Consider the following 13,644-nt stretch of genomic DNA (forward strand, 5'->3'; position numbering starts at 1 on the left):
GCAGGTGCCGGACGTCGGATGCATGAGGATACATTCATATCGGTTCTCGGGTTTGACGTCGCCCGACTCGGCTGCGGTAACGTCCCTCCCGTGCCGGCCGGTGCTGGCCGACACGCATCCGGATGTTCTGCTCGAGAGGAGAAAGAGGGAAAATGGCTCAACAGCAGCAGGTGCAGCAGGTGGAACAGCAGCTGCGGCAGAACTGGCGGCAGATTCGTTACCGTATCCTTGACCAGTTCGGTCAGGTGAGCCCGGCGGACCTTGACTCTGCGACGAGCGTCAACGACCTCGTCCAGCGGATCGCGGACAAGACGCACCACAGCGAGCGGTACGTCGAGAACCGACTCCTGGAGCTTGCGGGAGTAGGCGCGGGTGTTCAGGGTGGAGGAATCGCTGGGGAGCGTTTCGCCTCGGGGCTGGGCGGCGAGCAGCAGCAGCAGGGCCAGCCGTTCGGCGGGGGTCAGCAGTAACCCGACAGACGGGTGATCCGACGACACCGTCCGGAACACGAAACTCCGCCGGGTTGTCGGGATAATTACTGGTTCCGATCGTTCGATTCCGGTCGCTCCGGGGGTACAGCTCAGGCCGTCGCCTTCAGGAGCGACCGGAATTCGAGCAGTTCATCGATCAGCTCGATGGTCTTCCCATCGCGTGGTAGCCGCCGCAATTCGGCCAGCATCGCGTCGGTTTCCTCGAGAGTGGGACGCTCGTTAATAGTGGCGGCTATCGTCACAATGTCGTGCATAGCTGTAATCACCTCACCGTGCTGAGATTACCGGTTGGCCTGCCCGGCTCGAGGGTGGAAGCCGGGTGATACGTAGAAGGAGGCTCGCACGGTAGGGTTTCTGGGGCGTAAATCAGTGTTTCCTTCGCGTTAATGTATCTCTGATGAAGCTACAAAACGTGACGAATGATGCGTCGCGGGTTCTGCACCTCACTATCCGTAGGGCCTCCGCGGGTTCACGGATCTTGCTCCGCGGGTTTATGGATCTCGGTGACCGCCCGCGTGCGCACGCACTTCCTTTCCTACCGCCCCGGGTGGCCCGACGGCCGTCCAGCCGCCCGCCACCGACCGCATCCGGACCGTTCCTGAAGCCTGGCATTGTCCGCCGCCTCGTGGACGCCCTGCCCAGCGGTGCCTACCTCGTCCTCACCCATGTCMTCACCATGCAACCGCCGGCTTCGACCCGGGTCCCGCGGCCTGCACGACCGCGGCCTGCGCGACGTTGTCGGATTCCGCGTCGTCGAACTGAGGGGCCTGGACCGGCTGGCCATCGATTTTCGTTCATGGGCCCGACGCCGTCTGGCTGCGGTGCCGGTGTCTGTGTGGGCGGGCCACCCCGCCCACACAGACACCTCCGGGTGAGCGCCGTAGGAGGGGTACATCGCTCACCACATCTCCACGTATCACCCAACAATACGCGGACAGGCCATAAGCATCTTGGGCTGATGTTGTCCATCTCGGGATGGTCCGTCTGGGCGGGGTTGTCGTTCTTGTCGCGTAAGACGCCTCTCTCGGTCGACAGGTTGCGACCCTCGTGCCGCCTTTCGTGATGTCACACCCAGATCTCTACGGAGAGTAGCAAGATCTGCACGAATCGAAGCGATCGACGATACCATCCGGTCATAGGATCACTGGATCGACAATTCAGTCGGGTTATGGAACAACGAAGCGGGTCGGCTCGTCGTCTATCGCAGCGGAACGGATCGGCTCTGCGGCGGCGACGGCCGCCGCGGGCCGCCGTACCCGGGCGGTTCCCCCCGCCGCCCGTGGGCGGACCGGGCCGGTTGCCCCCTCGCCCGGCACGGTCCGCCTCCATCAACCCACGAGGAGCCCATTCCGGTGATTGAGCACGCTGTCCGCATCGCTCGGACGGTCCTCGTTCCCCGACACCACTGGGCTAGGAGGCAGCGCGTGACCCGCATGGGCGACGGCCGCGACAGTACGTCTGGCGACCGGTCCGCGGTTGCCACGTTCTCAGCCTCCTTCCATGATGTGGTCGCAAACGTCGAGAAGGTCATCCGCGGCAAGCGTGAGGTGGTGGATCTCGCGACGATCTGTATGTTCGCCGACGGCCATCTCCTCGTCGAGGATGTCCCCGGTCTGGGGAAGACCTCCCTGGCCCGCAGCCTCGCCGCGTCGGTGGGCGCCGGCTGTCATCGCATCCAGTTCACGCCCGACCTGCTGCCCGCGGACATCATCGGGACGATGGTCTACAACCAGCGTGCCGGCGAGTTCGGACTCCGCGCGGGCCCGGTGTTCACCAATCTTGTCATCGGCGATGGGATCAACCGCGCCTCGCCGAAGACGCAGTCGGCTCTGCTGGAGGCCATGGAGGAGGGGCGGGTCACCGTCGATGGGACCGGCTATAYGGTGCCGCGGCCCTTCATGGTCGTCGCGACGCAGAACCCGATCGACCTGGACGGCACGTACAGCCTGCCCGAGGCCCGCTTGGACCVGTTCCTCATGCGACTGCGGATGGGATATCCCTCCCTCGCTGCGGAGCTGGAGATCCTCGATGGTCGGCAGGTGGGTCGGCGCATCGAGGATCTGAGACCGGTGATGCGGGCGGAGGACGTGGTGGCCCACGCGGCCCGGACACTCGCCATCCATGTGGCACCCGCCCTCCGGCGGTACATCGTCGATCTGGTCGCCGCGACCCGCACGCTGCCGGATGTCGTCCGCCTGGGGGCGAGCCCACGGGGCAGTATCGCGCTGCTTSGGGCCGTCCAGGTGCGTGCCGCGTCGCAGGGACGGGCCTTCGTGACCCCCGACGATGTCAAGGTGCTGGCCAAGCCGGTCCTGGCACACCGGCTGGTGCTGAGCCCCGAGGCGGAACTGCGCCGCGTCATCGCCGAGGACGTCGTGGACGAGGTCGTCGAGACCATCCCGTCCCCGCGTCGTCTCGTCGGCATCTGACCGTGGCACTCCGGTCGGCCGACATCGGGTGCCGGACGGACCGGCGGATGGACCTTGGACTCCGCCGGATGGACAGCATGGCCTCGACGGCGTGGCCTCGACCGAGGGGCCCGTTCCCGGCCGTACTCGCGCAACGGCTACAGATAGCCCGAACAGGCCGGTACCCCCGGAATGGGCTCGTTCTGTCCGTCCAGGGTGACGACTGTAGCCGGTAGGTACTCCCATGCCTGGCTGTATCCGTGTTGGCGCGGATGTCCGGTGGGGCGCCCGGTCGCCTTGCATGCGCGCACGAAACGACGCTCGGCCGCGGGATCCCGCAGATCGGAATGCATCACCTTGACGGCGGCCCGGCGATCGAATATCTCCTGTTCCGCGCGGTAGACCGTGCTGAAACCGCCGTGCCCTATCAGCTCGAACGATCGGTACCCCTCGATCATCACCGGCTCCACGCAGTTCCCGCGTCTCGTCGCGTTCTGGCCCGTCGCGTTCTGGCCCGTCGCGTTTCGGCCCGTCGCTCAAGCCCAGCGCAGTCCCGCCCCGCCCACCCTGCTTGCGACGTGGGCGCACCCGGGAGAGAGTGGGCTTTGTCCGAAAGATGGGACTGTGCCCGGAAGATGGGACTGCGCCCGGAAGATGGGACTGTGATGGTGCCTGCCGGCGTCGTGGGGGCGCTATGCCGCCCCGTGCGTGTGGCGTTGCCGATGACCGCACCGATGTCCGTGCGGTGCCGCGCCGCATGCCGTATGGAAGAACGATGCAGGAGGAACGCGTGGCGGACGAGCGTCGGCCCTTCGCCGACGACAGCGGGACCCCCGAATCGGTCTGRCAGGGATGGGATCCGGGGTGGGCGGAGCTGGACCTGACCGTTCCGCCCACAAACGCGGTGATCGTGGCTCCCCACCCGGACGATGAGGTGCTGGGCATCGGTGGTCTGATGACCATCCTGTCTACGMTGAGTGTGTCGCTCACCGTTGTTGCTGTGACTGATGGTGATGCATCCCATCCCGGATCTCCGACGCTGTCGCCGGCCGAGCTTGCGCGGCGACGGGTGGCGGAACAGCATTCCGCTCTCGCCGAACTCGGCCTGGCCCAGGTACCGGTGCATCGGGTCGGCCTGCGCGACGGGCGGGTCGCCGGGCACGAGGAGTTGTTGGCCGACCAGCTGGAACCGTTGCTCACCGCCGACGGGTGGCTGCTCGCGACGTATGCCGGGGATCGTCATCCAGATCATGAGGCGACGGGTCGGGCGGCGGAGATCGCCGCCGCGCGGGCGGGCACCCGGCTGCTCGAGTACCCCATCTGGACCTGGCACTGGGCGGTGCCGGACGACCCGCGAGTTCCTTGGGCCAGGGCGCGACGGGTGCATCTTCCCGTCGACGTGCATCGGGCCAAGCAGCGAGCGGTCGACTGCTACCGCACCCAGATTGCTCCGCTTTCAACCCATCCGGCCGATGCTGCGGTGCTTCCGGCCGAGGCCTTGGCGCGGCTCCTGCGCCCAGCCGAGACGGTCTTCGTCTGACCGTTGCGGGTCATGAAGCATGAGTAGGCGCCTTGCTCGCAGCCACCTGTTGCCGGATGGCGGCCCCACAGCCGGAGCAGGTCTTCGAGCTCACGTCCGGTTGCCCATGCGGTGACACGGGCAACCGGACGGTCAGGGCCGGGACGCCGGTCGGCGGGGGAGACCCGCGCGTACACCGCGGCGGCTCCCGCGGGGCGTTCGACGGCGGACGGCTCGACCAGGATCAGCTGCCCGACCGGGCGCGCCGGTACGGGCAGCTTCCCTTCCCGAAACCAGCGGTAGGCGGTGACGTAGTGGGCACCCGCACGCTGCGCCCCCTGCTTCAAGTTCACTCACACATCGCATCACTTACTCAACAGCCAGCAGGTCGCTGCCCCGCGGGGACATCTCCCGCAGCGGCAGGCTGCGGTCGTCGAAGGCCGCGGTCGTCGAAGGCYGCGTCGTCCGCGGCGGTGATTCCGAAGACGCTCGGCCTGGTGCCGATCCAGCGATTGATCAGCCAGTGCAGCAGGTTGATGGTGACGATCGCCGGAGCGACGACGGCGGCGACCCCGGGAATCGCCGGCTCCAAGGCCAGGGACAGCACGATACTCGTGATGCCGTTCTGTTGGGAAGCRGCCAGATAAACCCGGTCACGTCGGGACATGCGGTGGGTCAGAAGGTAGCCGACGAGACCCTGTGCGGCGAAGGCTGCGGCTCCCAGAGYGGCCCCGTGGACAAAGGCGATTCCGCCGGAGAGAAGCAGGCCGAGCGCGACCGCCGCACCATAGAACGCGACCCGTACGGTCCTCTCCACGAGGTGGGGGAAGAAGTCGTCCCCGCGCTCGGGGAAGAGCTTGGCATCGGGACGGAGGATCAGCCCACCGATTGCTACCGCCAGCATGAGAAAGAACCCTGCTGCCACCATGATCAGACCCGTTGTCAATGCCAGGGCGCTGGTCGCGTTTCTCTTGGCGCCCCGCCACARCAGGGCGGTGAGGGTGACGAGGCCGAGGTTGAGCGCCAAGCCGACGAAGAAACCGCTGACTCCCGACGGTCCACCGAGATCCGGYGTCATCGCGGGCTGGTCCTTGACGAACGTCGAACCGACCGCTGTGACCAGGGACACAGTAAGGAGTACCGTCACGGGATCGTCGAAGGCAGCCCAGCTGCGCAGGAGATCCTGACCGCGTTCGGACATTCGCGAACCCGAGGTGAGCGTGGCTACCGACAGGGGATCGATCTGGGCGACCACCACGCCAAGAAGAAGGTACAGCGGGTCGCCGAGCGCGAGGGCCAGGGCGCCACCGATCAGCAGGGCCTTGAGGGCGACGCCCACGGTGACGACGAGCACGATCCGGCGGATGTCCGCCCAGGCCGCGCGGGCGATCCCCAGCGTGGCGCCGTACAGGCCGACCGCCAGCAGCACCGCGATGGCCATCCGATAGCCGTGCACCTTCGAGATATTCGGCAGGTGGAACAGCTGAAACAGCGCGCTGAGCGCGACACCCACCCCGATCAGGCTGACCAGGGATGCCAGCTGGCCGAAGGACTGTGCTCTCTGGAGCGATCTCATGGCCCGGTCGGGTTCCAATGGTGGAACGGCTGTACCGGTCTCCCCGCTGGCACCCCGGCGACCGCCGGGCTGCCGGGATGCGGATACGCATCCGTGCCCTGCGTGTGGAGTGACGGGATAAGGGCGCATCGACCTCTGAACAGTGACCGAAGGCCCTGCATCGAGCTCTACCTCCCCGTGATGTTGGACGGCGGAAAGAGGAGTTCTCCTCCTACTTGCCATCGCCCAGAGTGGTCGCCGTGCAATGAAGCTAGTGCAATGAAGCTCGCGCAGCCGGCATCCGTAGGTTAAGTCCAGACGCCGCACCGGTTCAACCCCAGGCGGTGGTTGCCACATGATCAATTGTCATGGCGAATTTTTTGCCGGCTAGTCGACGATGACGGCTTACTGGCCGTCTTCCTATCCAGCTCGTGTGATGACGCCCTCGTGTCTGTGTCCGCGTTCGGCCTGCCCGGCCGCACCTTTCATGGCGGGCGTCGGCGTYGGATGGTGCAGATGAACCGTATGATGYGCGTGCAGTCCGGCGACCCGGCGATACCTCGCATTTCATCTGTGTAGGTGTCGTCCGCGCGGGTGGGAGAGCATCGGGAGRGCATTCCAGGGGGCATGGCCCGGTTTTTYGACGTCAGTCCTGAAGCACATCTCGGAATCTTGATGTTTCTTGATATTTTTTGCAGAGTTGTGACATGTGTCTAAATATATAGATATCCGCGCTCGTATCGCCTACCGGCGGGCGGCCTTGACGCCGAGGCCGCTGYCACCGCCCGCGGGATCGGATGGCGGACGAACGATGAGCCCGGGGGCCCGTGAGCCCGTGGTCGGGGCCCACGGCCCCACGGGTTCGTGTGTTCATGTTGCGGACAGGTTTCGGTGGGGGACGCTGGTTGGCCCGCGGGGCCCCCGCAGCTAGTGTTCGGGGAGTGGAATCGTGGCTGAACGCAGCCGGCGTCGAGGGGACCGGCGCCAGTTGGGAGTCGATCATTCGCTACTGGTAGGCATCCCCGGGTCATCCGTGCCCCGTCCCACAACTCCATACCGATGCCGCTCACGCCCGTGCGGGAGAGTCCCGGTCGCTCGCCGTTCGGGACGCCGAAGGAGCAAGCTCTCCCCATAAACTCTCAGGCCCCCAACCGCCGGGTCAGGCAACTCTGGAAAGTGGACGCCGTGGGGTGTCCCGCCGACGGTGAAAGCCGCGTTCCCCGCCCRCAGCTCCCCGGACTGCCGGCGGCGGCGCTGGTGAAGCTCTCAGGTCAATGACAGAGGGGGAGGCCCGCCGCGGCGCCGGCATGATCCGTCGTCGCCCGACCTCCGGAGCAGTCATCATGCCTGACGTCACCGAGTACGACGACACCCCCTATGCCGATGGACCGGCCACGACCGCCGATGGACCGGCCACGACCGCCACGACCGCCACCATCAGTCCCGCGTCGTCGCACGCGCGGTCGGGGGCGCCGCGACAGGGCAGTGCCGCGGCGGTGGGCAGGAACGGTGCGAGGCGGCTGCCCGCCGCGGCCATCCCGCGGTTCGCCGATCGGCACATCGGCCYGGACCCGTCATCCCAACGGGAGATGCTGGATGCGCTGCGGGTGGAATCACTGGCCGCGCTCACCGACGCGGCCGTCCCGGCAAGCATCCGTGACCATGATCTGGATCTTCCCGCGGCGCTGAGCGAGCCCGCGGTGCTCGCGGCCCTACGCGCGTTCGGTAGCAGGAACCGACCGGTTTCCTCGATGATCGGGCTGGGATTCCATCCCGCGGTGATGCCGGGAGTCATCCAGCGCAACGTCCTGGAGAACCCCGCGTGGTATACGGCGTACACGCCGTACCAGCCGGAGATCTCCCAGGGCCGCCTGGAAGCGTTGCTCAACTTCCAGACGATGATCACTGATTTGACCGGCCTTGCGGTGGCCGGAGCCTCCCTGCTGGACGAGCCGACCGCGGCGGCCGAGGCGATGCAGATCGCGTTTCGGACGGCGAAGGGTTCCCGCGCGACGTTCCTCATCGATGCCGACACCCTCCCGCAGACCGTCTCGGTGGTCGCGACCAGGGCGGAGGCGCTGGGGATCAATGTGGTGGTCGCGGATCTCGCAGCCGGACTCACGGCCGTGGGCCCGGCGCAGCTGGATGCGGCCTTCGGCCTGCTGCTGTCCTATCCCGGGCCGGCGGGCGTCCTGCGGGATGTGCGTGCTGTGATCGCATCGGCGAGGGAGCGCGGCATCGTCGTCACGATCGCCGCCGATCCGCTGGCGCTGACCCTGCTGCGGGCGCCTGGCGACCTCGGCGCGGACATCGCGGTGGGGAGCACGCAGCGGTTCGGACTACCGCTGTCCTTCGGAGGCCCGCACGCCGGCTACCTCGCAGTGCGCAAGGGGCTGGAACGGTCCCTGCCGGGGCGGCTCGTCGGGGTGTCGGTCGATGCGGACGGCGCACCCGCGTACCGGCTCACCCTGYAGACCCGTGAGCAGCACATCCGACGGGAGAAGGCGACGAGCAACATCTGCACGGCCCAGGTGCTGCCCGCGGTACTCGCCTCCATGTACGCGGTCTACCACGGCCCGGAGGGCCTGGCCGGGATCGCGCGTCGCATCCACGGGCACGCGGTGCGCCTCGCCGAAGGCCTGCGCGCCGCCGGTGTGACGGTGGTGCACGACGCGTTCTTCGACACCGTCCTCGCCGCGGTGCCGGGCCGGGCCACCCAGGTGGTTGYGGACGCGTTGGCGCGGGGCGTGAACCTGCGGCTGGTCGACGACGACCACGTGGGTATCTCCTGCAACGAGACGACGGGCCAGGCCGAGCTGGAGGCCGTCCGGTCGGCCTTCGGGGTGGGCCCGGAGGCGACGGCGGGCATCACTTGGACCGGGACCGGGACCGGGACCGAGATCCGGACCGGGGCCTGGACCGGGTCCGTCGCGGYGGCGAACGATCATCTCGTGGCCCGCGCGGACCAGGCGGACCAGGCGGACCAGGCGGACCAAGCGGCGGACGAGCCGGTGGCGCTGCCCGCCGAACTGGTGCGTACGGATCCCTACCTGCAGCATCCGGTGTTCCACGACCATCGGTCGGAGACCGCGATGCTCCGCTATCTGCGTCGACTGTCCGATCTTGATCTGGCTCTTGACCGGGGCATGATCCCCCTGGGGTCGTGCACGATGAAACTCAACGCGACCACTGAGATGGCCGCGGTCACCTGGCCGGAATTCGCTGACATCCATCCATTTGCCCCGTTGGACCAGGCCGCCGGATACCTCGCGATGATTCAGGACCTGGAGCGTTGGCTCGCGCAGATCACCGGATATGCGGGGGTCTCCCTCCAGCCGAATGCCGGCAGCCAGGGTGAGCTCGCCGGGCTGCTCGCCATCCGGGCCTATCACCGCGATCATGCTGTTCCCGGATCCGTGGTGCGAAACATCTGTCTCATTCCCTCCTCGGCGCACGGGACGAATGCGGCGAGCGCCGCGATGGCGGGAATGCGGGTGGTCGTCGTCTCCTGTGACGACGACGGAAACGTCGACCTGAACGATCTGGCCCGCAAGGCCCGCGCGAACGCGGACGCCTTGGCCGCGCTGATGGTCACCTACCCGTCGACCCATGGTGTGTACGAGGAGGRCATCGGGCAGGCGTGCGCGATCGTGCATGAGGCCGGCGGTCTGGTGTACGTCGACGGAGCGAATCTCAACGCTCTGGTGGGGCTCGCCAGGCCGGGGCAGTTCGGGGCCGACGTGAGCCACCTGAACCTGCACAAGACGTTCTRCATCCCGCATGGGGGCGGGGGTCCGGGGGTCGGCCCGGTGGCCGTGGTCGAGAAACTCCTGCCCTATCTGCCGAACCACCCGCTGCGGCCGGAGGCAGGACCGGCCACCGGAGTGGGCCCGATCTCGGGATCCCCGTGGGGCTCGGCCGGAATTCTTATGATTCCGTGGGCCTACATTCGGATGATGGGGGCGGACGGCCTGCGCCGGGCAACCTCGGTGGCCGTCCTGAACGCCAACTACATTGCCCACCGGCTGCATCCGTACTATCCGGTGCTCTACGCGGGCCGGGACGGGCTGGTCGCCCATGAGTGCATTCTGGACCTACGGCCGTTGACGAAGCTGACCGGCGTCACCGTGGACGACGTGGCGAAGCGTCTCATCGACTACGGTTTCCATGCTCCGACCATGTCATTCCCGGTTGCCGRAACACTGATGGTCGAGCCGACGGAGAGTGAGGATCTCGGCGAGATCGATCGTTTCTGYGACGCAATGATCTCCATTYGGGCCGAGGCGGACAAGGTCGGAGACGGTATCTGGCCGCGGACCGACAATCCCCTGCATAATGCTCCGCATACTGCACAGATGGTTACCGCCAACGAATGGTCACACGCTTATCCGCGATCGGTGGCGGCCTATCCCGTCGCTTCGCTGCGGGCCGCCAAGTACTGGCCCCCGGTACGTCGGATCGACGGCGCCTATGGTGATCGCAACCTGGTCTGCACCTGCCCACCGGTGGGATCCTTCGCCGCGGAGCCGGTCGACGAGCAGATTCTCGCCGGAGCCCGCTGAGGACGGGATGCCGGCGCGGCCGCCGTCGATTTTCTCCATCGCGGCGGCGGCCGATGCGAGGTCGAACGGTCTCGCTGGGTAGTCTGCCGCGACTTCTGAACCCTTCCCTTGCGGAAGGGTTCAGAAGTCGAACTCTTTCGTGACGTAAGGATTATCGGTCGAGCGGGGTCGAGCGGGAATGAAGTGGACTTGAAATTCCTGTTACTGGTCTTGACCGTGGATCATGTTCGCCCAATAGTGGTGTACTGACTGTCATAATGGGTCATTCGGCGATGACACTCCGGCAGGTCACCGCTTGAACAACAGGAGGTCGCGGCGGATGGATCCTYGGATGGAAAAGCAGCTGGCAAGGGCCCGGCGGGTGGCGGTCGACATCGGCCTCGGCCCGGCGCTGAAGCTGGTGCGTGACAACGTCGTTCCTACCGCCCGCCGCAATCGCAGCGACGACCGRCATCTGGCGCTGCTGCTGTCCTTCGTCCTCCGGGAGGACTCGAACTGTATCGACGTGGGCGCGCACAAGGGTGACGTTCTGCGGACCATCCTCCGGCACGCCCCGGGAGGCCGGCACGTCGCCTATGAGCCGTTGCCGCACATGGCCGCGGCGTTGACCACCGATTTCCCGGCGGTGGAGGTACGACAGGCCGCGCTCGCCGACCAGCCGGGGGTGYTGCCCTTCACCTACGTCCGCAGCAGGCCCGCCTACAGCGGGCTGCGTGATCGGGTGCCCGACAGTGAGGACGTCGAACGGATCGAGGTGGCCGTCGAGACGCTGGACGACGCGATGCCGGCCGACTACCGGCCAACCTTGATCRAGGTTGACGTCGAGGGGGCCGAGTACGGGGTGTTCAAGGGCGGCCAGAAGTTGATCGGCTCCAGCCGGCCGCATCTCGTCTTCGAGTTCGGTGCCGGTGCCCGGGACTACGGTACGACGGCCGACGAGATGTACACGCTCGTCGACAATGATCTCGGACTGCGCATCTTCGATCTGGACGGCGACGGTCCTTACACGTTGCCCATGTTCCGGACGACCTTCGCGTCGGGGGCGCACTTCAACTTCGTCGCCCACCCCTGACCCGCGTCGCGGAAACGTCCGCGACGGCGGTCGTCGGCCTGACTTGYCGATCATCGGCTCGTAGTGGTCCGGGCGAAGCTCGCCCTTCGTGACCGCGCCAGTCGAGATCCGTCCGGACGGGGYGAATCCCGCACAATGATCGGACAAATGATCGGACAATAGTGCCCATCGGGCTTCAAATGTTCCTGTACGAAGAGCAACCATTCGATACGGTTTCGGTAGGTCGCGGGGTCCGACCCGTCGAAACCAGACGGGTGGGCTCAGTGGCGCTGTAGGTGCCGTGAGCGGCAACGGAATGCCGCAAGGCACCACAGGCGTACGTGGCCGGTACGCGTACCACCCGTACGTCCACACTGAGAGGCTGCTCATGGCCCGGTYCCTCCGGGGCGGCTGTTCACCGCCAGCCGGTCCTGCACGGTCGACAGGTTCGATTCCCTCGGTCAACCCGACAACGAACGCCCATCAACGGCATCACGTTCAGCTGGACGACGCACCGGCCCGGACCTCCCGGTGGACCCCGGCACCGCTGCCACGTCCGCTGTCCCGCACGGATCCCGCGTCGCGAACCGAGGGGTGATGCCGGCTCCATCGTGGCGGCGCGCTTGGCGTAGCCACGTCTGGCTTGTCTATCTCTGTCTCGGTCTGATCGCCATCCTCGTCTACGGCCAGTTTCCCACGACCGGCGGCCCACGTGCCGTCCGGCTGGTCATCTACCTCTGCCTCAGCGCCTCGGCCGCGGGGGCCGTGTTCCTCGGCCTGCGACGCCAGGAGTTGGCCGACCGACGTCCCTGGCTGCTRATCGGAATCAGCCAGGTGATGTACGCCATAGGCGATGGTGCCTTCTACATCTTTCACTATGTGCTTGACATCACAGAGTATCCGGCCTTGCCGGATGTGTTATATCTGGGCCACTATCCGCTGTTCGTCGTCGGTCTCGTTCTGCTGACCCGGCGACGGACCCAGGAACGGGACATCGCCGGCCTGCTCGACGGATCGATGTTCCTGCTCGCGGCGGTTCTGTTGTCCTGGCTCTACCTGATCGCGCCGCAGGTGCGTGCGGACCATGATCTGTTCGTCGGCGTCACCTCGGTGGCCTATCCGGCGATGGATCTGGCGCTGCTGGGGGTGGCCATCCGTCTCGTGCTGGGRCACGGGAGCCGCCCACCCGCCTTCTTCCTGTTGGCGGGCAATCTGCTCGCCAACCTGACCGCCGACACCATCTACGTCGTGCAGCAGACGAACGGGACCTTCGAGGTCGGCAACTACCTCGACGCGATCTGGTTGACAGGCAACCTCGCCCTCGGCGCCGCCGGGTTGCATCCGACCATGGTCGACCTCACGCGGCCGGCGTCCCCGCGTGCGCAGGCGCGCAGCGGCCGGCGCCTGGTGGCACTGTCGAGTGCCGGGCTGGTGGCTCCGACCGTGCTGGCCGTGCAGGTGATCCGTGGTGATCTACGGGATCTGCTGGTCGCCGTGGCCGTAAGTGCGATCATGATGATTCTGATCATCGTTCGGATGGCGGGCCTGGAGGCCGACCAGCGGCGTCTGGCGATCACGGACGGGCTGACCGGCCTGCGTACCCGCCGCTATCTGGAGACCGAGATGAGGTTGGCGGCCGGTCGGGTACGACGCACCGGATCCGGAATGGGGCTGATCCTCGTTGACGTCGACCACTTCAAGTCGGTGAACGACCGATTCGGCCATCCGGCTGGTGATCAGGTGTTGACGGAGGTGGCTCGGCGACTGCTGGTCGTGACCCGTCCCGGTGACGTCGTCGCCCGTTACGGGGGTGAGGAGTTCGCGCTGCTCACGCTGAATGTCCGGGGAGACGCCCTCGCCGATATCGCCGAACGTCTGCGCCGCGGCGTCGGACGAGAACCCGTCCGGATCGTCCTGCCCGCGCCGCGAGTTCCGGATCCGCCGGCCCRCACGGGGGAGTCCGGGGCTGCGGGGTCTGCGGAGCCGACGAGGGCGCGCGGCCAGGCCCGGTCGGGTGCCGGTGTCCGGGGAGACACCGGCGAGGAGTCGCTGCTGATC

Annotated in this window: 9 protein-coding genes, 1 pseudogene and 2 riboswitches; of the genes and pseudogenes, 6 read left to right on the forward strand and 4 right to left on the reverse strand. The window is 67.0% G+C overall.

The window, feature by feature from the left end:
* The first annotated feature begins 152 nt into the window (after positions 1 to 152).
* Positions 153 to 470, forward strand: a complete 318-nt coding sequence (locus tag KBI5_RS21420; RefSeq protein WP_023841006.1) for a hypothetical protein — start codon at positions 153 to 155, stop codon at positions 468 to 470.
* 110 nt (positions 471 to 580) lie between these two features.
* On the opposite strand, the gene KBI5_RS27180 is transcribed toward KBI5_RS21420, so the two are convergent.
* Entirely contained in the window at positions 581 to 745 is a 165-nt protein-coding gene (locus KBI5_RS27180) for a hypothetical protein (RefSeq protein ID WP_023841005.1), read from the reverse strand.
* A gap of 1,179 nt (positions 746 to 1,924) precedes the next feature.
* On the opposite strand from KBI5_RS27180, the gene KBI5_RS21425 reads away from it, so the two are divergent.
* Positions 1,925 to 2,920, forward strand: coding sequence for a MoxR family ATPase (locus KBI5_RS21425; RefSeq protein WP_085016256.1), 996 nt, complete (start codon positions 1,925 to 1,927; stop codon positions 2,918 to 2,920).
* 137 nt (positions 2,921 to 3,057) lie between these two features.
* Here the strand turns inward: KBI5_RS21425 and KBI5_RS28135 are convergent, their stop codons facing one another.
* Positions 3,058 to 3,369, reverse strand: coding sequence for a hypothetical protein (locus KBI5_RS28135; protein WP_035732692.1), 312 nt, complete (start codon positions 3,367 to 3,369; stop codon positions 3,058 to 3,060).
* A gap of 320 nt (positions 3,370 to 3,689) precedes the next feature.
* Here KBI5_RS28135 and KBI5_RS21435 point away from each other — a divergent pair, with 320 nt between their 5' ends.
* Positions 3,690 to 4,439: a PIG-L family deacetylase gene (locus KBI5_RS21435; protein ID WP_241883076.1), complete on the forward strand. Its 750-nt coding sequence runs from the start codon at positions 3,690 to 3,692 to the stop codon at positions 4,437 to 4,439.
* 86 nt (positions 4,440 to 4,525) lie between these two features.
* Here the strand turns inward: KBI5_RS21435 and KBI5_RS28140 are convergent.
* Positions 4,526 to 4,771 (reverse strand): annotated as a pseudogene (locus KBI5_RS28140) (IS607 family transposase); the annotation flags it as partial.
* Positions 4,772 to 4,791: 20 nt separating this feature from the next.
* Entirely contained in the window at positions 4,792 to 5,994 is a 1,203-nt protein-coding gene (locus KBI5_RS21445; RefSeq protein WP_133057102.1) for a hypothetical protein, read from the reverse strand.
* Positions 5,995 to 7,039: 1,045 nt separating this feature from the next.
* Positions 7,040 to 7,137: riboswitch (glycine riboswitch) on the forward strand.
* A riboswitch (glycine riboswitch) is annotated at positions 7,138 to 7,261 on the forward strand.
* A 55-nt stretch (positions 7,262 to 7,316) separates the two neighbouring features.
* Here KBI5_RS21445 and gcvPB point away from each other — a divergent pair.
* From gcvPB to KBI5_RS21460, 3 genes are all read left to right on the forward strand, one after another.
* Positions 7,317 to 10,535, forward strand: coding sequence for an aminomethyl-transferring glycine dehydrogenase subunit GcvPB (gene gcvPB, locus KBI5_RS21450; RefSeq protein WP_116289988.1), 3,219 nt, complete (start codon positions 7,317 to 7,319; stop codon positions 10,533 to 10,535).
* A 331-nt stretch (positions 10,536 to 10,866) separates the two neighbouring features.
* The gene (locus tag KBI5_RS21455; protein ID WP_241883077.1) at positions 10,867 to 11,607 is read left to right on the forward strand and encodes an FkbM family methyltransferase; all 741 of its coding nucleotides are present in this window, start codon (positions 10,867 to 10,869) and stop codon (positions 11,605 to 11,607) included.
* Between the two features lie 576 nt (positions 11,608 to 12,183).
* Positions 12,184 to 13,644: GGDEF domain-containing protein (locus KBI5_RS21460; RefSeq protein ID WP_133057103.1), on the forward strand; the 1,461-nt coding region annotated here is incomplete at its 3' end.

Origin of the sequence: Frankia sp. KB5, from assembly GCF_002099325.1 — a bacterium.
In the GTDB taxonomy this organism is placed as follows: Bacteria; Actinomycetota; Actinomycetes; order Frankiales; family Frankiaceae; genus Frankia; species Frankia casuarinae.